This is a genomic window from Calothrix sp. PCC 6303 (genome assembly GCF_000317435.1).
Classification (GTDB): Bacteria; Cyanobacteriota; Cyanobacteriia; order Cyanobacteriales; family Nostocaceae; genus PCC-6303.
Map to the genome: position 1 here is coordinate 1,191,361 of NC_019751.1, position 23,558 is coordinate 1,214,918.

Sequence of the window (23,558 nt, forward strand, 5' to 3'; positions counted from 1 at the left end):
CCTTAAAATTATCCATAACTGATTTACTGTAAACCTCACTACAAAAGCTAATCTTGCTAATGTAGCAAGGTAATTCAAAGGCTGCATATTTTAGAGGAAGCTTTTCTCTAGAATCGTAGCTTTTTTTGACAAAAAACCTTTGTCATAATTTCAGTGGTAGCGCAAAACCAAGTACGCTAAGTTAAGTGCGTTAATCATACGTCACTAAATCTTGATACGGATTGGAAAATCAACCATCTGTGTTAGCGCAGGGGAATCAAACTACAAGTTAAGATGATTAATCTGATTTGTAGGATTCCTAGCGAGACTGAAAGTCCTGACCAAGCTAGGTATACCTAGTTTGCTGGGAAGTTAATAACTGTTAATTTTGATTAACCTCATGGAGGTTTAACCATGGCACTTCCATTAATACAATACGCGCCAAAAAGCCAAAACCAACGTGTGGCGAGCTACGAAGTAGCGGGTGATGATCAGCCTAGGGTTTTCTCAACAGATAACCTGCTATCCAGCTCTGACATGGGTAATCTAATCGAAGCGGCTTACCGTCAGATTTTTTTCCATGCCTTTAAAGCTGATCGTGAACCATACCTTGAATCACAACTTCGCAACGGTCAAATTACCGTACGTGACTTCATTCGTGGTTTGGTTCTTTCAAATACCTTTAAGAAAAGTTTCTACGATCTCAACAACAACTATCGTTTTGTTGAACAATGCGTACAGCGCGTGCTAGGACGTGATGTTTACAGTGAACGTGAGAAAATTGCTTGGTCAATCGTAGTTGCAACCAAAGGTATTCGCGGTTTTATCGACCAATTGCTAGACAGTCAAGAGTATCTCGACAACTTTGGTTACTCAATTGTTCCTTTCCAACGTCGTCGTAATCTTCCTGGAAGATCTGAAGGTGAATTACCATTCAACATCAAATCTCCACGTTACGAAGAATATACCCGTCGGAAATTGGGTTTCCCCCAAATTATCTGGCAAACAGAAGTGCGTCGTTATATTCCCCAAGAGAAGAAAGCAAAAGCGGGGGATCCAGCAAACTTCTTGGCAATGGCTCAAAGTCTCAACGCTACTGGCAATCAACCACAGCAACTTTCACTGGATGTTGATTTCGTCAGAGATGTACCTTACCGTCAATTGGCAGGTATTAGGTAATTTTCTGGAGATTCCAGACTAGTACAGTTTAGTCATTAGCTGTTAGTTATTGATATGAGCTTTTCGTAGAAGAGTTTAACTTAATAACTAGTGGCTAATGATTTTGGTTTTAGGGCTGGTAGTTCATGTTTATTCATCTGGGGAAATTTCACCTTTATCTTTTTTCAAACTTTCTTCTAAAGCCTGAATTTGTTCTCGACGTGCTTCCAATTCTAAAGAACGGCGTGCCAAATCTTGATTTTGTAAAGTTAAATGTTGTCGCCATTGTTCAGCACGTTCAAACTCTTGTTGCAAAGAGTCGGGTGTAACACCATTGACTAAATATGTTTGGACTAAACTTAATATCCAATCTGTCGCTTCTTCAATTCTGTTGATATCACCTGTTGGTGAAAGTTCAACTAAAACTAGTAATTTTTCGGATAATAAGTTACTTTTTCCTAATAAAATAAATGCCTCTTCGGGGATGATTACCCACATGTTGTCGGCTTCTTGGCGTGCTAATAAACGTAATTGCCGCTGCTCTAAAAATTCATTTTTATGTACTTGAGCTAGGTACCACATAATTTATAAATAATATAATATGTTTAAAGTTAAAATTGCTAAATTCGGAATTATGAATCTAATTTTTTGAGAATTAATTTTGATTTCAAACCCAAAAATTATTTTTTAAATAATACATCTACAACCTAGAAAACATCTGTTGGGAGTTTTGTAATAGCCGTTGATTTTAAATTCACGGCTGCAAACTCCCAACTTCCAATTCTCTATAACTATCCTAACTTATTGTTAGCCATGGTCTTGAATACGCTGCAAGCGATCGCGTAAAATCTCAACTTGGGTTTCTACTTCTGTGAGGTTATCTCGCACACCCTGTACTACTTCCTCTGAAGCATTGCTGACAAAACCAGCGTTACTTAGTCTTCCCGAAAGAGACTTAGCTTCTAACTCCAGCTTTTCGATTTTTTTCTGAATCTTAGCGCAAAAAGCTTGAATGTCAACGACACCTGTTAACGGTAAGATAACCTGCACAGTCCCCACAACTCCAGCAATTGCTTCTTCTTTTGGTGGGGTTGTATTCTCAACAACTTGCTGCACATTGTTTTCAGCGATTGTCAAGTTAGACTGGAAGCTGTCAGCAGCACCAAATATCTGTTTCCAAAACCGCTTTCGGGTTTCGGTGTTCAATAGACTTTTGGCTGAAAACCAACTGGAATAGCCAAAACCGATAATTTCAAAAAATTTCCCAGCTAGGGGGATATCATCCAAAGCATCACCAGCAGCTATGAGGATTCGCAACAAGTATAAAGCACCCAACACCTTGAAGACAAATCGCCAATTAATTTTCCGCGACTGGGAACTTAGTTGTGTTGTCTGACTGACTGTGTTTTTTACTTGTTCCTGATTCCCAAAGGTTAATTGTTCAACTTTGGCTAAATCTTTGATGTAAACCTCACCTGTTGTGAGGATTTGTTTTTCTTTACTGCTTTCTGTTTGCAGATTGATGGCAACCTTAACACCAGGTTTCACATCTGCTTCTGCACGCAAATTCCGAATTACCCGAATTGTCCCAAATAGTAAATCAAATTCTGCCTCTAAATTACTATCAATTTGGCTTTCATCAACCTCTGGGTACCGCTGCAAAGATAAACTCTGCTTAGAATCTGTCGGTTGTTGTGTCAGGGTGTGCCAAATTTCTTCGGTAATATGTGGCATGTAGGGATGCAACAATTTTAAAATCCCTTCCAATACATACCCTAAAATTTGCTGTGCAGCTTTGCGGGAAACCGGATTTGCATCACTTTGTAATCTAGATTTGGCTAACTCAATATACCAGTCGCAAAAATCACCCCAAATAAATTCATATAAGCCTTTTGCTGCCTCACCCAAAGCGTAATTACTGGTGAGATTATTGGTTTGTTTAACTACTTGGTTATACCGTGACAAAATCCACTTATCGCTAGATTCCTGGGGTTGGGGTATTCCTAATTCTGCGGGGGTTTGTCCATCAAGATTCATCATGACGAATCTGGCAGCATTCCACAGTTTATTGGCAAAATTCCGCGAAGCTTCCACCGACAGGGATTTATTTTCCTTGCGGTTGTAATCGAGACGAATATCTTGTCCTGCACCTGCAACTTCTTTAATTACGGTGTAGCGTACTGCGTCGGTACCATATTTATCAATCAACAGTAACGGATCAATTCCATTTCCTGCCGACTTCGACATTTTTTTGCCTTTTTCATCCAGCACCAAACCGTGGATATAGACATCTTTAAAGGGCATTTTTCCCGTGAAATGTACACCCATCATTGTCATTCTAGCTACCCAGAAAAAGATGATATCAAAACCAGTAACTAAGGTACTAGTGGGATAATACTTAGCTAAATCACGGGTTTTATCCGACCATCCCAAAGTGGAAAAGGGCCATAACCCCGCAGAAAACCAGGTATCCAAAACATCAGGATCTCGTTCTAATTTTACTGCTTCCCCAAACTGAGTTTTTGCCTTTTCCAGCGCTTCCGCTTCACTTTTGGCAACAACAAAAGGGGTGGTGTCGGTAATTTGTCCTTCCGTCTCACTTACCGCATACCAAGCGGGAATTTGGTGTCCCCACCAAAGTTGTCGAGAAATACACCAATCTTCCAACTTCACCAACCAATCGCGGTAAACCTTCGTCCAGCGTTGGGGAACAAAATGGGGAGAAGCTTGCCCATCAAGTAATTGCAGGGTTTTATCAGCCATGGGGCGAATTTTGACAAACCACTGAGTTGACAGCAAAGGTTCTATTGGTACCTTACCGCGATCGCTATATGGTACGGTGTGCTGATAATCCTCGATTTTGACTAAAAATCCATCTGTTTCTAACCGTGCTACCACATTCTTTCTGGCAACATAACGATCTTGTCCTTGGAACTCTCCGGCATTGGCGTTTAACTTGCCATCTTTATTCATAATATTGATAAAGGGTAAATTGTGGCGTTTACCCATGGCAAAGTCATTGGGGTCATGTGCTGGTGTCACCTTCACACAACCAGTTCCAAACTTCGGATCAACCAACTCATCAGCAATAATGGGGATTTCCCGCTGCATAATTGGCAAAGTCAAAGTCTTACCAATCAAACTTTTATACCGCTCATCATCCGGGTTTACCGCTACCGCCGTATCCCCCAACATTGTCTCTGGACGTGTTGTAGCTACTTCCACAAAACCAGTTCCATCACTCAGCGGATACCGGAAGTGCCAAAGATTACCCTTGGTATCCTTTTGTTCCACCTCCAAATCCGACACCGCAGACTGGGAAGCGGGACACCAATTCACCAAATACTCACCGCGATAAATCAACCCTTCCTCATACAACTGAACAAAAGCTTCTAAAACAGCCTTTGATAACCCAGCATCCAAAGTAAACCTTTCCCGTGTCCAATCTACCGACACCCCCAAGCGTCGCAACTGGTTGACGATTGTCCCCCCAGATTCTGCCTTCCATTGCCAAGCACGTTCTAAAAACTTTTCCCGTCCCAAATCATAACGAGTTTGCCCCTCTGCTTTGAGTTGCTTCTCTAAAATAGTTTGCACCGCAATACTGGCATGATCTGTTCCTGGTAGATACAGCGCATTTTTTCCCTTCATTCGTTGGTAGCGCACCAGTGTATCAATTAGAGAATTATCAAAAGCATGACCCATATGTAAACTACCAGTTACATTTGGGGGTGGAATCACAATACAGTAAGATTCCCCCTCTTTGCTGGGGTCAGCTTTGTAAATATCATTTTCTTCCCAAAACTGCTGCCACTTTGCTTCTGTGGCACTGGGTTCGTAAACACTAGGGAGATTCGGAATTGTTGGGTTCATGCTGGGAATAATTTTAGAAGTGGAACGACTCTATAAATTTTGCCACAGGGTTCTGATTCTGGAGTAATAAGTAATAAGTAATAAGTCAAGATTAAAAATTATTTCCTCACTTATTACTCCTCACTCATTACTTTAAAGCCGTCGGAGAACGACGTAACTCTGTATCCCAAATTTTTCGGTTAGGGGTCATTTCTAGAAAGCTTCTTTTCCCCCAGCAAGAACTGCTTCTTGTTGAAATTCGTCGATATGATGTTTACTTAGTAACTAAATTAACAGGTTTAACCCCAGCCATATCGAGAATTGGTGCAATCAAATCTTCACGCTTGACTGACATCATATGCACACCTTGGCACAATTGTTTAGCAATTTGCACCTGTTCGGCGGCAATTTTCATTCCCTCTTCCAAGGGGTCTTTTGCAGCCCTTAAACGCTCGATAATATGCTGAGGAATAGTTACCCCCGGTACTACCCGATTAATAAACTCGGCGTTCTTTGCCGACTTTAAAAGAAATATTCCTGCTAAAATCGGCTTGTTGGTACCGCAAGCGATCGCATCCATGAATTTTTCTAGTTTTTCAAAATCCGTAATTAACTGACTTTGGAAAAACTGCGCCCCAGCTGCCAATTTTTTCTCAAATCGACTCTGCAACCCCGAAAAACTGGGACATTGTGGATCAATCGCGGCACCGGGAAATAAATCTAATGAGCCATCTGTTAGTGGTTTATCGTTTGCATCCAAACCTATGTTCAGCTTTTGAATCACTTGCAATAAACGTACTGATTCTAAATCAAATACACCTTTGCAGGTAGGGTGATCGCCTGCTTTTACAGGATCTCCTGTTAACGCTAAGATATTCCGAATTCCCACTGCATGTGCCCCCATTAAATCGGCTTGTAAACCGATGCGATTTCGATCCCGACATGCCATTTGACAAATCGGTTCAATCCCATTTTCCTGTAAAATTAGCGACGCAACTAAAGATGACATCCGTAAAACTGCGCGGCTACCGTCAGTTATATTAATGGCATGAACTCTCCCCTTAAGAGTCGCCGTCATTGCTAGCATGTGTTCTGTATTACCTCCTTTTGGTGGTGCTACTTCAGCAGTAACTAAAAATTCACCTGCTTTGGCAGCTGTACGAAAAGAACTTAACGCAGTGAAATTTCTGGTATTAAGCATAACCATGTGTTTATCAGTCCTTGAGTACAGCTGTAACACAAATCGCACCCTCATGGAAAATAAATCCCAGAATAGTGCTAATTAGCTGATATCGATTCAAAAAACTCTTGCAACACATGCATATCCTGTAGGGGTTTAGCACTGCTTTACAAAAAATAATTTTACTTCGGAGGCATCTTTTCCCTGTCATACTAAGCTTTATAGTTTTGAGGGCTTTATATTTCCTTTCTATAACTCATTTACCAGAAATCTCCTGTATCTAGCTCAAGCACTCAAATAAAATTTAAAAGTAGCCATTTAACAGTACGTAGTCGCAAAAATTTTTTACCATGATATATATGACAATTTTCACACCAAGATGACTAATAACAAATGAATTTGACAAAAGTAAACTTGAAGCCGTGCTTCTTAACGACAAAAAAAATCCAACCTGACTATCCATTATTTATCTATTTACCAGGAATGGATGGTACTGGACAATTATTGCGATCGCAAACTGCGGGTTTAGAAGCTGGGTTCGATGTGCGTTGTCTGGCAATTCCCCGTCAAGACTTAACAAGTTGGGACGAATTGAGCAGAAATGTTTTAGATTTAATCTATACAGAATTAGGAAAAAATTCTCAACGTTCGGTTTACCTATGCGGTGAGTCATTTGGAGGTTGTTTAGCGCAAAAAGTCGCAATTCAAGCACCAGAGATATTTAAACGAATTATTTTGATCAATCCCGCCTCCAGTTTTCGCCTGCGTTCGTGGTATACTTGGGCATCGCCATTAATGAATTTACTGCCACCCTGGATTTATGATGTGGCAGCTGTGGGTTTATTACCATTTTTAGTTGCATTGACGCAGATTTCAAATAGTGACAGGGAAGAACTTCTCAAAACTATTCGTTCAATCCCCTCTGAGACTATTTTGTGGCGATTATCCTTGCTGCGGGAGTTTGATATTGATGAAGCTAAATTGCGACGGCTTCGACAACCAATTTTACTTATGGGCAGTATTGAGGATCGACTTTTGCCTTCCATCCCAGAAATTGAGCGTTTATCCCAAATATTCCCCAATTCGCAGACAGTGATACTACCACAAAGCGGTCATGCTTGTTTATTGGAACAAAATATCAATCTTTTCCAAATTCTTCAAGCAGAAGATTTTTTAGAACCTGATGTCAAAGAAAGTCAACTTTTTGCAAATAAAAATTAGTAGTCTGTCATTTTTATCTTGACAGACTACTAGTACTGACATCTCCAACTTCTAAAAGTATGCGGAATTATGCAAAGCGGTTAAATATCTTCCGGAATAACCCATTTGGGGGGTTCCGTAAGTTTTTTCATGCGTGCAGCTTCCGCAATTTGCAACATATCATCAAGGGAAGTACCTTCAATAAAATTGGATGCGGCTTCCCTAAATTCTATGTTGGGGCATTTATCACCCAAAATGCAGCCATTGACGCATTGTTCTTGACAATTAACTTTTTGTACTTCCATTGTGATTCCTCTCTCCATCACCGACAGACGATTGTGAGTTCTGTTGATTGCTTTAAATATCTGTGTTCTCTGTAGATAATTTTAACTTGAGATAAGCCTGGGCATTACTAACCAAATTTGCCATTATTTTGACAACAGTATTCTGTCGATTGATCCCGTATTCTTCTAAAAAGGCTTCTGGAGTGATAATTAAACGTGTAGAAACTTCTTCATTGGCTGTAAATGGGTGGATTTCAGCGACAAAAGCAGTGACAGCAAGAATATAGGTAAGTTGATCTGGTTCTGTACCAAAATATTCTGATTCAATGATTCCTATTATGGAAATTTCTCCTAATGTGACTGCTGCTTCCTCTAAGGTTTCTCGACGTGCAACTGCTTCTACAGAAGTCTCGTTTGTTTGTACATGTCCACCAGGAACATCTAATCCGCGTTGAAGCTTAACTGTGACTAATTTACCGTCATTAGTGAAGGGAAAAGCGATAACACTGGTAACTTGTTCAAAGTTGATTGGTGTGGAAATGTCTATAAGTCGAAAGTTGGTATCAGTTACTTGATAAGATTGGGTACGCCTTTTATCGGACATGTTTTTGGGGTGTTGTAAAGTTGGATGGAGAGGGGGATATGCCGCGTCTCTATATTTCTCTACCAAACTTAATTTTCAGTGACAATTTTTTCTGTGGATGTGGAATTTTGCTGATTCAATAGCTGCAATACCACTAACCCAGAAAGGGTACTCAAAGCGATAAATAGCCATGTATTCCCTGCAACTGTAGGTGTTTGATCGATTGCCCAACCCCCGATAATCGGACCAATAACGTATCCTATAGCCCAGCATTGATATGCGATCGCAGTATACACTCCCCGTAGTGATGGTGGGGATAGTTGGGAAATCCAAGCTGAAGATGTGGGTTTGTAAATAATGGTGGCGATGGCAAAGACTCCGAAGATGGCAATTTGATACACTTCTCCTGAATTGGGCAAATATTTCAATAGCCCAACCAAAAGGAAACCAACACCCCAAATGCCGATGGAAATCATTAAGGAAGTTATATAACGTAGCTTACTTACTGCTTTGATGACAGGAAGCTGTAACAATGCACCTAACCCAACATAACCAAAGGTAAATAAGTTAGAAACAGTTGCATCTGATGTCCCGGCAAAGTTGACAAAGTATAGGGGTAATGTGCCACCGACTAAAGCCATGTAGGTGATAAATAATGTGTTCACCAACAGATAAATCATTAGTCTTTTATCTGTTAAAGCTGTTTGCCAACCTTTTTGGATTTGTTGAGTGTTACTTGCTTCTGGTTGGATTTTCTGCATCGCAACAGCCAAAAGAATAAATAAACCCAGGAATGCAACTGCACCCGCAGCAAATACCAATTCCACAGGATGGAGTAATTTTAGTAACAGTCCCCCACTTAGCGTTCCTATGCCATAACCCAGATTATCGGCAACACCTAATACAGAGAAAGCTTCTTGTCGTTGTTCAGGTGTTGTTATATCCATAACAGAAGCATCTGCCGCAGTCCAGTACAAACCCGTACTGATGCCAAAGATGATATTCACCATTAATAGAAACGGTAAACTATCTGTAAACACCGCTAAAGTTGTAGACGCGATCGCGCAACCAGCAGACATCAACAAAGTTAACTTGCGCCCAAATCGCGGCGAGTCTGTAAGTATACCACCCAGGATATTACCAGCAAAACCAGATACGGCACCACCACCAACCGCGAATCCGACTTCTGTAGCAGTCAAATTTCCATAGTTAACAAAGATGATGGGGGTGTAAAATATGAGAAATGCGGAACCAAGTTGATACAGTCCCCGTGCGATCGCTTGTACCCATACTTGTAGTGGAATTTGCGTTTTCATTGTGGAAATAATTGTATAGGTATGTAGCTGATTTTAAATGAAATGCAATAATGTAGAACATGACATGTTGCTTTCACGAGTTTAATTATTCACTAGATTTTCAATATTGAATAGCTACGATAGTGGGAGATTAATCTTACTCAGGGTAGATTTTTTGATTACGGCAGGCTACATTTCTTTTAAATATAAATAAATATCTCACCGTAACTTCTCTAGGGTTTTTTGCTTTTCATGTTCTACTATATATTCATCAAATCTGCTGCCATTTTCATCCCATTACTATTAAACTCCAATACCCTGAACAAAACGAGGAGAAAGTGATGCAATTACCTGAATTAATTGTTGGAGTTTTGCAACTAAAGCCTCACTAATTAGTAGTTCTTCAGCTTTACGAATCCCGATACTAATATCAGAACAAATCCCACAACGCCATAAATAAAACCCGCCATTCCATAAGGCGGTTTGCATTAATTCTCCAGGTTTTCCTGTTAATATTTCCTCGATGGCTGTAATTAATTCTGTGGTGGTTTCCAAGGGGACATTTTGAGTTGAAAAGCCATATTCACGAGGACTTAGGTGTAATCTTTCAATGCTGCCATCGGCACTTCCTAAACCTATAATAGCAGTGCGATCGCGTGGTAAATCGGTGCTACCTTCTAAGCCTTTAATAGTCGTATATTTTGTAGCTCCGTGTAGTTTCAATGCTTCTTTAAACATCCCTTCTGTGGGCGGATGTACATACCCGCAAACGATGTGAGCATCACCATTATAGGGCTTCCACATCAATTCCATAGTGGCAAAGGGGGGACGTTTACCAAGTTGATCGCGGTATTCCCATATCTGATTAATTAAGGGAAAATGCTTAGGTGTATAGATAAAACCAATACCAGTTTTAGCAAACACTTCTTGGGTTCTTTCTAAAGATAAATTAGTCCAGTCAACTCCTAAACCCTGCCAGATTTCTACTAATGGTAAGCCGTATTTCGTGGGTAAGCGATCGCTTCCGTGCATGATCACAGGTTGTCCCACTGCTGCTAACATCAGCGCTACCACTATATTTATAGGAGCAGTACGGGTTCTACCATCATAGGGTATACCTAAAACCATAACTTGGCGTTGGGATGCAATTGGTTGAAGTTTTGGTCCCAACTCCTCATAACCATCTAACATCCCCGCTAATTCTTCACCTGTGGGACGCTTGATACGATGAGCAATCATGAATGCACCAATTTGAGCAGGTGTTGCTTCACCTAGTAACATCATTCTGGTTGCGTCCGCAGCTTCACTGCGACTCAAACTTTGTGATGTATGATTACCGCTACCTACTTTTTTTAGTAAATCTCGAAATTTATTGCTCATAAATCAGTTACCAGTTACCAGTTACCAACTTTGTTCCCCGTTTCCTGTTCCCTGTTCCCGGTTAAGAGTTTCCTATTCACTTTTAAAGTTGAGTTTTTTAACTTGCTGAAAGTAAAATTGAATCACTCTTAGGTGGAATGTTCTCCTTTACTAATTCCCAAAAATCTCGGATTGGGGGGATTTGCAGACGATCATTTGTTGTCACCATGACAACACGACGATTTAAGGCTGCACCATCTGCTACATTCAAGTTAGTTGCCAAAGAACGTACAGCTAAAGTTGGATCATTTCGGGCTTCAACTAGGGCTGAGTGGGGTAATAATGCAATTAGCTCACCTTGACGTACTATTCCCCGAAAGGCATCTAGGGTGTTTACCTCCAATACTGCTTGGAGTGTAGCTTCAAGACGATCAAATCGATCCTGTACTAGGCGTTGCATCCCATAGCCATCTTTAAATACTACTTGTGGGTAACGAATCAATTCTGACCAAGGAACATATTCATATTGTGCCAGGGGATGCGTAGCTGCGGTTAAAATTTCGATGGGTTCTTCATATAACAATTCCACTACCATTTCACGGCTGGTGGTAAGAAAGCGATTATTCATGACAATCGCTAAATCTACCAGTCCATCCTTAAGGACTTTGAGAGCGCGATCGCTTCCTAATGATGTTACCCGTAATTGGACTTCGGGATAGTTATGGCAAAATTTTTGTAATACTGGTGGCAGGTAATAAGAGCAGAGAGAATGAATTGCTGCGATACATAGTTCCGGCTGCCTTCCAGCTACTAAGTCAGAAATTTCTTGCGTCGCACTTTGCCATTCCTGACAAATTTTCCGCGCTCTTGGTAGCAAACGCTCACCTGCTAGTGTCAGTTTTGCCTGGTTAGTACGATGAAATAATTCCAATCCTAAGTGGATTTCTAGTGCCTGAATTTGACGACTTACGGTAGATTGAGTGACACCGCATTGTCGCGCTGCTCCTTGAAAACTACCTGCTTCTGCAATCGCTAGAAAAGCTTGTAACTGCTCTACGCGCATTTATTTGTAGCCTGAATTACATTGATGGCTGTGATTAAACTAACGGATTTTTTCTCGGAATTTGGTAAGGTTTGTTACATCTAGTTACTTTTTAGCAACTTTTTTTTACCAAGTATCAGTGAAAGAAATAATAACCTAAGTTACTAGTTAGGCGATCGCATGGTTATGACGACGAAGAAGTTTCTCTGACTTGGTGAAAACAGATAGCAAAATTAATTACCTATGCTATCATAAAGGGCTTAATCACAGCAATTTGCACGAAATAACAAGGACTGACAAACAAAGCCGAAAAATATCATACCTATTGCGCTGACAAATTTTTTAAAGAAGCGATCGCATGAATTCGTACAAGGTCATCATGATCTGTTATTAGTTGTTGTAGGGGTTCAATTGCTTGGATAGAACCAAGCTGTCCTAGGGCAAATGCGATCGCACTGCGGATACTACCCGCTTCAATGGCTGGATGAGATAACCGCAACATGTCCATCAAGATTTCTGAGGCTTTAGCAGTCAGGTTTGGCTGTTGAATCCTGCCAATAACCACAACAATTTGCTGCCATAGCGTCAAGGATTGGACTTTGTTGAGTAAGTTTTGGAGATATTCTAAAGCGGAGATTGTTCCCAACCAACTTAGCGCGCGAATTGCCTCTAACTGTAACTTGATTGGTGTTTGTGGGGATGCGATGAATTCATATAGATATTGAGATGCAGTGTCACCTCCCATCCGCGACAAGGATAACACTGCTACATGAGCAACTTCAGAATTGGAGTCATAAAGTTTTGCTTTGAATTTTGATACCAAATCAAGCTGTTCCCGTAAATCTGGACGGAAACCCAAAGCTAATATAGCTTGGAGACGTACAGCATCATTTTGATCATCAATTGCGCGAAGCAGTACCGAAACAACACGCGGATCATGAAAGCTACTTAAAGCCTCAATGGTAGTTACACGGATATCTACTTGAGCATCATCCACCACACTCAATAAAGGTGTAATGATTTCTGGGTGACGAATATAAGCAAGCGATCGCACTGCCATTAGACGTGTTGTATCATCAGCAAGTAGCAAAGAAAGTGCTGCAATTGCCTCAACACCAATTTGCCCCAGTGCCGAAGCAGCCATTACTTGCAATTCTTCGTTATCAGTGGTTTGTAGTAATTCCATTAATGGGGGAATAGCTTCAGCATCTTTCAAATCACCCAAAATTTTCGCCGCGTACCATCGCAATTCATCTTCTGCATCTTCGTCATTCAGGATCTCAATCAGTGAAGGAATGGCAATATTACCGAGTTTAATCAATACTTTAGTGGTTTCCCAACGTTGCTGAAAATCTCCATTTTCCAGTTGTAACAGCGCTGATTCCAGTGATTTCTGGGTGATTTTTTTGTCTATTTCTATACTCATTCTCATTTCCTGGATATAAATCGCGGCGATTGATGCGGTGATACTCATTACCCTATTTCCAATTAACTGCGATCGCACTCAAATTAGAAAGTACTTTTTGCTTAAAATTCTTCAGTCATGATGTAAAAACTGCATAGTGAAAATACGCTTTTAGCAATGTGATTAAGATTTAGTAACCGTTTATACGATTTAAAAAAAAATTCAACATTACGTTAAGAAAAAGTAAATTGCTACAAAGTTAGGGAATAACAAATAGAGATTAAAACCCAAAGGAAAAAAATCAAGTGCTGTTCTATTTCAAAAGTAAATCCCTTGGTTACTTAGTCTTTATTTTTTAGTTCCTAACTCTTACTACCTAACTCCCCATGACAAACGCAGCGACTACTACCGCCACAAGTTTAAATAAATTTGAGCGGTTTAAGGCGGAAAAAGATGGACTTGCTGTCAAAGCAGAAATCGAACAATTTGCAGCTTTGGGTTGGGAGGCGATGGATGAAACAGATAGAGATCATCGCCTCAAGTGGCTGGGTGTCTTTTTTCGCCCAGTAACTCCTGGTAAATTCATGATGAGGATGCGGATACCTAACGGAATTCTGAATAGTCATCAAATGCGTGTCTTAGCAGAAGTAGTACAGCGTTATGGAGATGATGGTTACGCGGATCTTACTACCCGACAGAATATTCAATTGCGGGGAATTAGGATTGAAGATTTACCAGAGATTTTTCGTCACTTTCAACAAGTTGGTTTAACCACAATCCAGTCAGGAATGGATAATGTCCGCAATATTACTGGTGATGCGGTGGCGGGTTTAGATGCTGCGGAGTTGTTTGATACCCGCGAATTGGTACAGCAAATCCAAGACATGATCACCAACAATGGAGAAGGAAACAGCGAATTTAGTAATTTGCCACGTAAATTTAATATTGCCATTACTGGTGGACGTGATAATTCAGTTCATGCAGAAATCAACGATTTAGCTTTTATTCCCGCCTTTAAAGAAGATTCTTCCCAAACTTTTGGATTTAACATTTTGGTTGGTGGTTTCTTCTCGGCAAAGCGATGTGATGCTGCGATTCCTTTGGATGTTTGGGTTGCACCAGAAGAAGTGGTTGCAGTCTGTCGAGCAATTTTGGAAGTATTTCGAGATCATGGTTTGCGTGCAAATCGGCAAAAAGCTCGCCTGATGTGGCTAATTGACGAAATGGGAATTGAGGTATTCCGCCAACAAGTAGAAACAAAAATCGGAAAATCTTTACTGCCAGCAGCAGCAAAAGATGAAATAGATTGGGAAAAACGCGATCATTTGGGAATATTTCCCCAAAAACAGCCAGGATTCAACTATGTTGGCTTACAGATTCCGGTAGGTAGACTCAACGCTGACAGTATGTTTGAATTAGCACGTTTAGCAGAAGTCTATGGTAGTGGTGAACTTCGCTTCACAGTAGAACAGAACGTAATTATACCGAATATTTCCAATGACAATTTAGCAATATTGACTACAGAGCCTCTACTGAATAAATTTAAAATAGTCCCTGAACCATTAATGCGATCGCTTGTTTCTTGCACAGGTGCACAATTCTGTAATTTTGCCCTAATAGAAACCAAAAATCGAGCTTTAGAGCTAATCAAAGCTTTAGAAGCAGAATTGGATTTTACCAATCCAGTTCGTATTCATTGGACAGGATGTCCCAACTCTTGCGGACAGCCCCAAGTCGCCGATATCGGTTTAATGGGTACCAAAGTCCGCAAAAACGGCAAGGCTGTGGAAGGAGTTGACATATATATGGGCGGAAAAGTCGGTAAAGAAGCCCGTTTGGGAACTTGTGTCACCAAAGGCATTGCTTGTGAAGACTTGCAGCCTGTATTGCACAACTTACTTATAGAACACTTTGGTGCGACACCCAAAAGTTAGAAAGTCTTAGATCCCCGACTTCTCGAAGAAGTCGGGGATCTCATACAGTCAAAATTTATTCTGAGAACTTAAAAAAATGAGCAACCTCTCCCGCAGAAAATTTATTATCACCGCAGGTGCAACCGCAGCAGGAACCCTCCTGGTACATGGCTGTTCCTCCAATGGTTCAAATGTAGATAACTCCAGTTCTACAGGTGGAACAACTCCTTCAGTAGCACCAGTGGCAAATGGTTCCAAGTTAGAAACCACCAAAGCCAAATTAGGATTTATAGCCCTCACCGACTCTGCACCCCTAATTATTGCCTACGAAAAGGGTTTATTTAAGAAATATGGTATGACCGATGTTGAGGTTGTGAAACAGACATCCTGGGCGGCAACCCGTGATAACCTGGAACTCGGTTCTGAAGGTGGTGGTATTGATGGAGCGCATATTCTCAGTCCCATGCCTTACTTAATGACAGCGGGAGCCATTACCAAAACTAAACAGCCCCTTCCAATGTATATTTTGGCACGTTTAAATACTAATGGTCAGGGGATATCAGTTTCTAATAAATACAAGGAACTCAATCTAGGTAAAGATAGTTCTCCACTCAAACAACTAATTACTGGTGGCAAAAAACTTACCTGTGCTGTGACATTTCCCGGTGGAACCCACGATTTATGGATGCGTTCCTGGTTATCAGCAGGAGGAATAGATCCTGAAAAAGATGTGGAAATCATCGTTATTCCCCCACCACAAATGGTTGCCAGCATGAAATCTGGAAAAATGGATGCATTCTGTGTTGGTGAACCTTGGAATGGTAAACTCGTTCAAGAACAAATTGGTTATACAGCACTGGTGACAGGGGAAATGTGGAAAGATCACCCTGAAAAAGCCCTATCAATGCGTTCAGATTGGGTAGATAAAAATCCTCAAGCCGCAACAGCAATATTGATGGCAGTACAGGAAGCACAAATATGGTGTGATCAAGCCGAAAATAAAGACGAAATGTCAAAAATCATTTCTACAGGTAAGTACCTAAAAGTAGACGCGACAGCAATAAGCGATCGCTCTAAGGGTAAAATCGACTATGGTACAGGTAGAATTGAAGCCGCAAGTCCTGTAGCAATGAAGTTCTGGGAAAACAACACCTCATTCCCCTACAAGAGTCATGATGCTTGGTTCATTGCCGAAAATATCCGCTGGGGTCAACTTCCCGCAGATACTGACATCAAGAAGCTAGTGGATAAAGTTAACCGCGAAGATCTTTGGAAAGAAGCAGCAAAAGCCATTAACCAAACTGCCGCAATCCCCACAAGTGACTCCAGGGGAGTAGAAGATATCTTGGGCGTGAAATTTGACCCCGCCGACACAGATGCTTATTTGAAGAGTTTGACAATCAAAAAAGCCTAATTAGTTATTAGTTATTAGCAAAAAGCGGCGTTACTGAATTACGGTATGAATTTAAAATGTAGAGACGCAATATATTGCCTCTTCCAAGGATTTCTTACATTACAGAAAATCGTTTTCATACATCAAATCAGCAACGCCCAAAAAGCCAAATACTTAACAGCCATTTTACTTATAAATTCTCACACCAATCGCTTTCCCCGCCAACCTCACCAATCTAAAGTATAAATATGGCACTAAGAATAGCTGGAAGCACGAATAAAGCTACTCAAACATCTAAGCTAGCTTCACAAGTTACTAAACAATTGCAAAAAGCAATTCCCCCTCTAGTTGCCATATTCATTTTTCTAGTTATTTGGCAAATACTTTGTTCTAGTCCCACTGCCGAGTTTCCTAGCCCTCTCAAAATTATTTCTGACGCGAAAGTTCAAAAATATTTTCTCAATCCCTTCCTCAATGATGATGACGGCAAAGGTTTAGCTTTTCAGTTATTTGCAAGTTTACAAAGGGTTGCTTATGGTTATTTCTTTGCGGCAACAATTGGTATTGCTTTGGGAGTTTTAACAGGGACAAACAAATTAATGTTTGAAGCCCTAGACCCAATTTTTCAAATTTTAAGAACAGTTCCTCCTTTAGCATGGTTGCCAATAGCTTTGTCGGCTGTCCCATCCATTGGAAGTGTTAGTAAAAGTGAAGTAGCAGCTATCTTCGTAATTTTTATTACTTCAGTTTGGCCCATCGTCATTAATACCACAGTTGGCGTGCAACAAATCCCCCAAGATTATCGCAACGTTGCCCGTGTACTCAAACTAAGTGGACACAAATATTTCTTCAAAATTCTCTTTCCTGCGGCTGTTCCCTATATTTTCAGTGGATTAAGAATTGGGATTGGTTTAGCTTGGTTGGCAATTGTTGCCGCTGAAATGGTGAATGCTGGTAGTAGCGATGGGGCTGGTGGATTAGGATTCTTTATTTGGGATGCTTACAATAGTGGTGATTTAGGTCAGGTAGTTTTAGCCTTAGTTTATATTGGTTTAGTTGGTTTAATCCTTGATAGATTAATTGGTTGGGTTGCGAGTTTAGTAGTTCCCGCAGAACAAAAATAGGAAGATGAAACAAAGTTGAAAAAAGTAGTTTTTGAAAAAATATATTCTGTAGCACTCTTAATCAAGAACCCCACCCTATAGGCGCGTAGCGGCTTCTCTTTGATTACCCTTCCCCGAACTTTGGCGGAAGAAGAATTCTCCCGCCAAGTTCTCTCCGCTTGGGGAGAGGGAACAAGAATTTAGTTTCCCCTCCCCGCAAGCGGGGTAGGGGTTAGGGGGTGGGGTTCCAACTGCTGCGTTTATCCATGTGTTGTATTCTTTTTTCAAATTACTATAACAGCCAAAATTAAACATATAAATCCTAAAATTTATGAATACTTTTGTTGAAATTGACCATGTAGATCGCACTTTCAATTTACCTGATGGCAAAACTTATATTGCCCTTAAAAACATTGAATTAAAGATCCAACAAGGCGAGTTTATTTCTCTAATTGGTCACTCAGGTTGTGGTAAATCAACATTATTAAATATCATTGCTGGTTTAGATCGTGCCACAATTGGCGGTGTCACCTTAGAAGGAAAAGAAGTACGCGAACCTGGACCAGACAGAATGGTGGTGTTTCAAAACTATTCACTATTACCTTGGTTGTCGGTGCGGGAAAATATTGCTTTGGCTGTTGATGAAGTCTACAAAAATCAACCTAAAGGTGAACGTCGAGGTATTGTTGAACATCATATTGATTTAGTTGGTCTCCGCAATGCCGCACACAAACTACCAAATGAGTTATCGGGGGGAATGAAACAACGGGTTTCCATTGCGCGGGCTTTAGCTATTCGTCCCAAGTTATTATTACTTGATGAACCATTTGGCGCTTTGGATGCTTTAACCAGGGGTAGCTTGCAGGAACAACTGATGAAAATCTGCAATGAAAATCAGCTTACCTGTGTCATGGTGACACATGATGTAGATGAAGCTTTACTACTTAGCGATCGCGTTGTGATGCTAACCAATGGACCAGAGGCACATATTGGACAGATTTTGGATGTTCCCCTACCTCGTCCTCGTCAACGTTTGGAGGTTGTGAAGCATCCCAGTTACTATGCGATGCGAAATGAAATTATCTACTTTCTGAATCAGCAAAAACAAGCCAAAAAACGGACAGCAGCGGCTAAAGTCTCGAAATCAGTGGTGGAGTACAGTACATCACGCAATGGTTTAGAAAAGGTGACTCTCGACTTGGGTTTTATTCCCCTTAATGATGCTGCACCATTAATTGTTGCTAAGGAAAAAGGCTTTTTTGCAAAGTACGGGATAGAAGAAGTTAACTTGAGTCGGGAACCAAGTTGGAAAGAAATTGCTAGAGGTGTTGGTACAGGAAGACTAGATGCAGCCCAAATGGTGGCTGGGATGCCTTTGGCTTTAACTTTGGGTGCTGGTGGCAAAACTCCGGTGCCAATTGTGAGTGCAATTACCCTTTCTCGGAATGGTAACGCTATTACTTTGAGTAATAAGTTTTACAATCGAGGTGTCCGCACCCTTGCAGATTTGAAGCTGGCTTTGAGTGAAGATTCTGAAACTTCCCATACTTTGGGAGTTGTTCACCCAGCATCGATGCAAAACTTGATGTTGCGGTATTGGTTGGCATCTGGGGGAATTAATCCTGATGGGGATGTCAACTTAACAGTTATTCCACCTGTGCAAATGGTGACTAGTTTGAAAGCTGGTACCATTGATGGTTATTGTGCGGGGGAACCTTGGAATTCCCGTACTGTAAGTGAAGGATTGGGCTTTGTTATTGCTACTGATTTAGAAATTTGGTCAGGGCATCCCGAAAAGGTATTGGGTGTAAGGGAAGATTGGGCAGAAAAGCACCCAAATACACATTTGGCATTAGTGAAAGCACTGTTGGCAGCTTGTGAATACTGCGATGATCAACGCCATCGGGAAGAAATTGTTGAATTGATGTGTCGCCCAGAATACTTGGGTATTGATCCTGGATTTATTCGTCCTGGATTTATTGATCCTTATAATCGTGGTGACGGTACAGAAGCAAAATTCCTGAATAAGTTTAACCAGTTTTATGTAAATAAGAGTAATTACCCTGAACGTAGTGAAATGCTGTGGATTTTGACTCAGTTAGCCCGTTGGGGTTTGATTAGTTTTCCGAAAAACTGGGTGGATATTCTTGAACGGGTTTGTCGGACTGATGTCTATGGTAAAGCTGCCCGTGAATTGGGTTTCCTAGATATTGGACGCGACACACCGATTTTGATGTTTGATGGTAAGGTTTTCAACGCTTCTGATCCAATTGAATATCTAAATAGTTTTGAAATAAAGGATAAGATTCAAGTTGAAGAAGCGTTTATTTAGGAGTATTTACTTCACAAGGGTAAAAGAAAATTCCTTACGAAGACGCAAGCTACAGCATGATAATTGAGAGTTTTCTCATTTTTAAGAGTCGAAAGTTATTATTAACAAAAAAATACCAATGCAAATAACTAATTCCAGTATCAATATTCAATCCATGCCAGTTAAAAATGAGCCGTTTTTAGTAATTGAAAATCTAACTAAGATCTATCCTAGTGCTAAAGGTCCCAATGTTGTTTTAGACGGGATAAATTTATCAGTAAAGGAAGGAGAATTTATTTGTGTTATTGGTCATTCTGGCTGTGGCAAATCAACTTTACTAAATATGGTTTCGGGGTTTAATACTCCGACTGAGGGAGAAGTCAGGTTACAAAATCAACAGATTACCGAACCGGGACCAGACCGGATGATGGTGTTCCAAAATTATTGTTTGTTGCCGTGGATGTCGGTTTTTGATAATGTTTATACTGCGGTTGATGCGGTGTATCCGAAGAAGTTAGAAGCAGAAAAACGAGCAATTGTCAAAGAACATTTAGAGATGGTGGGATTGCTGGAAGCTGCCGATAAAAAACCTGGTCAAATTTCTGGGGGGATGAAGCAGCGGGTGGCGATTGCCAGGGCTTTATCTATTCGTCCCCAGGTTCTAATTTTGGATGAACCTTTTGGGGCTCTGGATGCGATTACTAAAGAGGAATTACAGGAAGAATTATTAAAAATTTGGCGTGATTATCAAATTACGGTGTTGATGATTACCCATGATATTGATGAGGCGTTATTTTTAGCTGATCGTTTGGTGATGATGACAAATGGTCCCGCTGCCAAGATTGGCGAAATTTTAGAGATGCCTTTTGATCGTCCACGTACTGCTGATGCGTCTATACAGGGCTATCGCACCAAAATGATGGAAGATCCAGCTTACTACGAGTTGCGGAACTATGCGCTGGACTTTTTGTATAACAAGTTTGCCCAGGATGATGCGGCAGAATAATGTGTGTTTTTGTGGAATACAAAATTAAGAGAGACGCGATGTATCGCGTCTCTACAGTTATTGGAATTTTGCGGGTTGCATATCGTGGCTGAAATTACTAAAACTCTTTGTCCCTATTGTGGTGTTGGTTGTGGTTTGGAGGTTTTATCTACTTCTACACCTGGGGAAACATCGAAAATTCCTAACTTTAAAGTGAGAGGCGATCGCACTCACCCATCAAGCCTTGGTATGGTGTGTGTTAAGGGTGCAACTATTGCTGAATCTATTGATAAAGATCGACTTTTGTATCCGATGGTGCGGGAATCCCTGGATGAAGAATTTCAGCGGGTGACGTGGGAGGAGGTGTTGGAGTTGATTAGCGATCGCATTCAAGCCACAATTACTAATTTTGGGGCTGATGCTTTTTGTATGTATGGCTCTGGACAGATGCAGACGGAGGATTATTATGTAGCTCAAAAGCTGCTGAAAGGCTGTTTGGGAACTAATAATTTTGATTCTAATTCCCGTCTCTGTATGTCTAGTGCTGTTAAAGGTTATACCCAAAGCCTAGGTTCGGATGGTCCCCCCTGTTGCTATGATGACCTAGAAATTACCGACTGTGCCTTTATTATTGGCTCTAATACTGCCGAGTGTCACCCGATTGTTTTTAATCGCTTTCAGAAACATCACAAAAAAAATCCCCACGTCAAACTAGTTGTCGTCGATCCTCGTTGTACTCCCACCGCTGCGGTTGCTGATTTACATTTAGCAATTCGTCCTGGTAGTGATATCGATTTCCTCAATGGGATTGCTTTCTTGTTGTTGGAATGGGGAAAAGCAGATGTACTATTTGTTGAAAAATGTACTAATAATTTCAGTGAATTTACTCAACTAATTCAACACTATCCCCCTGAAAAAGTTGCTGAAAGTTGCGGTATTTCCGTTGAAGAACTAGAAACCGCAGCCCGTTACTGGGGAGAAGCAAAAAATCTCCTTTCCCTGTGGTCAATGGGTGTAAATCAATCATCCCAAGGAACTGCTAAAGTCACCAGCATCATCAATTTACATCTGCTTACAGGTCAAATTGGCAAAGCTGGGGCGGGACCATTTTCCCTTACTGGACAACCTAATGCCATGGGTGGGAGAGAGGTTGGAGGATTGTCACATTTATTACCTGGATATCGCTTCATTACTAATCCAGAAGACCGCCAAGAAGTAGAAAAATTCTGGCAAATTCCCCCCGGCAACATTAACCCCAAAAATGGACGTACTGCTTGGGATATTATTACAGGTTTAGAAACTGGGGATGTAAATTTGCTTTGGGTTGTAGCTACTAACCCAGCGGTGAGTTTACCAGATTTGGAACGTACCAAAGCCGCGCTGAAAAAATCACCCTTCACTATTCTCCAAGACGCATATTACCCCACGGAAACCGCAGCTTTTGCCCATGTTTTACTACCTGCGGCGCAATGGGGGGAAAAAACTGGGACAATGACGAATTCGGAACGCATTGTGACTCTGTGTGAGGCATTCCGAGAACCTGTAGGGGAAGGAAAAGCAGATTGGAGAATTTTCGCTGAGGTTGCCGAGTATCTAGGTTTTGGCGATAAATTTCAGTTTGTTGATTCTGCCGCAGTTTACAGTGAGTTTGTGCAGCTAACTCAAGGTCGTATTTGTGATATGAGTGATATTAGTCATGAACGACTTCACCAAGAAAGGGCGATTCAGTGGGGAAATTCTCCCAGACTCTACACAAACCATTACTTCCCGACACCAAATGGACGGGCTAATTTTATTCCCTCCCATTCCCTGGGGTTAGCAGAACCAGCAGATGCTAATTTTCCCTACATTCTAACCACAGGAAGGGTTTACGGACATTGGCACACCCAAACCCGCACCGGAAGAATTGAAAAAATCGCCCAGATGTATCCAGAACCCTTCATTGAGATACATCCCCGCGATGCCGATGATTTGAACATTAAAAATGGTACTTTGGTTGAAGTGCGATCGCGTCGTGGTATCAGCCGCTTCACCGCAAAGGTTACAAAGTCAATTTCTCCCGGTACAGTTTTCGTACCTATCCATTGGGGCGCGCTTTGGGCTGATAATGCTGAAGCGAATACTCTTACCCATCCCATATCCTGTCCCGATTCTTTCCAACCAGAATTGAAAGCTTGCGCGGTTAGCCTAATACCTGTAAGTATTAATTTGATGATTAATCGCTATCAATTGGAACCATCCGAATGTTAAGCTGATATTATTCTCAATTTTTTAATCAATAATTCAAAACTCAGTTGTTTAGGAGCCTTGTCCTAGACAAATTTTACTGTACTTATAAATTTTCCTGCTTGCTTATTTATAGTAATTTTGAATGAATATGTACCCAATAATATATCTTCAAAAGCAATAGCTAGGGAGAAATATAGGACAGCCTAATTCAAAAACTATATAAATACAGTATTTGGCTGGATTTACCTCAATTAATAACTATTTTTATACGCAAAAAGAATTGACCT

The 23,558-nt window shown here is 40.8% G+C and carries 17 protein-coding genes; 8 read left to right on the top strand and 9 right to left on the bottom strand.

What is annotated here, in order from left to right; all coding sequences use genetic code 11:
* The first annotated feature begins 393 nt into the window (after positions 1-393).
* Complete coding sequence (locus CAL6303_RS04905; RefSeq protein WP_015196731.1) at positions 394-1,158, top strand: phycobilisome rod-core linker polypeptide; 765 nt, start codon at positions 394-396, stop codon at positions 1,156-1,158.
* A 129-nt stretch (positions 1,159-1,287) separates the two neighbouring features.
* On the opposite strand, the gene CAL6303_RS04910 is transcribed toward CAL6303_RS04905, so the two are convergent.
* The 3 genes from CAL6303_RS04910 to CAL6303_RS04920 all read right to left on the bottom strand — a co-directional run bounded on the left by CAL6303_RS04910 (position 1,288) and on the right by CAL6303_RS04920 (position 6,190).
* Complete coding sequence (locus CAL6303_RS04910) at positions 1,288-1,719, bottom strand: hypothetical protein (RefSeq protein WP_015196732.1); 432 nt, start codon at positions 1,717-1,719, stop codon at positions 1,288-1,290.
* 225 nt (positions 1,720-1,944) lie between these two features.
* Positions 1,945-5,010, bottom strand: a complete 3,066-nt coding sequence (locus CAL6303_RS04915) for a valine--tRNA ligase (RefSeq protein ID WP_015196733.1) — start codon at positions 5,008-5,010, stop codon at positions 1,945-1,947.
* 253 nt (positions 5,011-5,263) lie between these two features.
* Positions 5,264-6,190 (bottom strand): methylenetetrahydrofolate reductase, encoded by a 927-nt coding sequence (locus tag CAL6303_RS04920; RefSeq protein WP_041739114.1) that lies wholly within the window; start codon positions 6,188-6,190, stop codon positions 5,264-5,266.
* Positions 6,191-6,562: 372 nt separating this feature from the next.
* Between CAL6303_RS04920 and CAL6303_RS04925 the strand changes: the two genes are divergently transcribed.
* Positions 6,563-7,390, top strand: a complete 828-nt coding sequence (locus tag CAL6303_RS04925) for an alpha/beta fold hydrolase (RefSeq protein WP_015196735.1) — start codon at positions 6,563-6,565, stop codon at positions 7,388-7,390.
* 80 nt (positions 7,391-7,470) lie between these two features.
* Here CAL6303_RS04925 and CAL6303_RS04930 read toward each other — a convergent pair whose 3' ends face one another.
* From CAL6303_RS04930 to CAL6303_RS04955, 6 genes are all read right to left on the bottom strand, one after another.
* Complete coding sequence (locus CAL6303_RS04930) at positions 7,471-7,674, bottom strand: hypothetical protein (protein WP_041739116.1); 204 nt, start codon at positions 7,672-7,674, stop codon at positions 7,471-7,473.
* A 52-nt stretch (positions 7,675-7,726) separates the two neighbouring features.
* The gene (locus CAL6303_RS04935; protein WP_015196737.1) at positions 7,727-8,257 is read right to left on the bottom strand and encodes an NUDIX hydrolase; all 531 of its coding nucleotides are present in this window, start codon (positions 8,255-8,257) and stop codon (positions 7,727-7,729) included.
* A gap of 68 nt (positions 8,258-8,325) precedes the next feature.
* On the bottom strand, positions 8,326-9,552 hold the full coding sequence (locus CAL6303_RS04940) for an MFS transporter (RefSeq protein WP_015196738.1): 1,227 nt from the start codon (positions 9,550-9,552) through the stop codon (positions 8,326-8,328).
* A gap of 282 nt (positions 9,553-9,834) precedes the next feature.
* Positions 9,835-10,911, bottom strand: coding sequence for an anthranilate phosphoribosyltransferase family protein (locus tag CAL6303_RS04945; RefSeq protein WP_015196739.1), 1,077 nt, complete (start codon positions 10,909-10,911; stop codon positions 9,835-9,837).
* 97 nt (positions 10,912-11,008) lie between these two features.
* The gene (locus CAL6303_RS04950; RefSeq protein ID WP_015196740.1) at positions 11,009-11,953 is read right to left on the bottom strand and encodes a LysR family transcriptional regulator; all 945 of its coding nucleotides are present in this window, start codon (positions 11,951-11,953) and stop codon (positions 11,009-11,011) included.
* Between the two features lie 301 nt (positions 11,954-12,254).
* The gene (locus tag CAL6303_RS04955; RefSeq protein WP_015196741.1) at positions 12,255-13,406 is read right to left on the bottom strand and encodes a HEAT repeat domain-containing protein; all 1,152 of its coding nucleotides are present in this window, start codon (positions 13,404-13,406) and stop codon (positions 12,255-12,257) included.
* 317 nt (positions 13,407-13,723) lie between these two features.
* On the opposite strand from CAL6303_RS04955, the gene CAL6303_RS04960 reads away from it, so the two are divergent.
* The 6 genes from CAL6303_RS04960 (at position 13,724) to CAL6303_RS04985 (ending at position 23,292) form a co-directional block, all read left to right on the top strand.
* Positions 13,724-15,271 carry a ferredoxin--nitrite reductase gene (locus CAL6303_RS04960; protein WP_015196742.1) on the top strand — a complete coding sequence of 516 codons (1,548 nt, stop codon included), beginning with the start codon at positions 13,724-13,726 and terminating at the stop codon, positions 15,269-15,271.
* Between the two features lie 76 nt (positions 15,272-15,347).
* Positions 15,348-16,664, top strand: a complete 1,317-nt coding sequence (locus CAL6303_RS04965) for a CmpA/NrtA family ABC transporter substrate-binding protein (RefSeq protein ID WP_015196743.1) — start codon at positions 15,348-15,350, stop codon at positions 16,662-16,664.
* A 227-nt stretch (positions 16,665-16,891) separates the two neighbouring features.
* On the top strand, positions 16,892-17,767 hold the full coding sequence (gene ntrB, locus CAL6303_RS04970; protein ID WP_015196744.1) for a nitrate ABC transporter permease: 876 nt from the start codon (positions 16,892-16,894) through the stop codon (positions 17,765-17,767).
* Positions 17,768-18,077: 310 nt separating this feature from the next.
* The gene (locus CAL6303_RS04975) at positions 18,078-20,078 is read left to right on the top strand and encodes a nitrate ABC transporter ATP-binding protein (protein WP_015196746.1); all 2,001 of its coding nucleotides are present in this window, start codon (positions 18,078-18,080) and stop codon (positions 20,076-20,078) included.
* A gap of 118 nt (positions 20,079-20,196) precedes the next feature.
* Positions 20,197-21,063, top strand: a complete 867-nt coding sequence (locus tag CAL6303_RS04980) for a nitrate ABC transporter ATP-binding protein (protein ID WP_015196747.1) — start codon at positions 20,197-20,199, stop codon at positions 21,061-21,063.
* 84 nt (positions 21,064-21,147) lie between these two features.
* Complete coding sequence (locus tag CAL6303_RS04985; protein WP_015196749.1) at positions 21,148-23,292, top strand: molybdopterin oxidoreductase family protein; 2,145 nt, start codon at positions 21,148-21,150, stop codon at positions 23,290-23,292.
* The last annotated feature ends 266 nt before the right edge of the window (positions 23,293-23,558 follow it).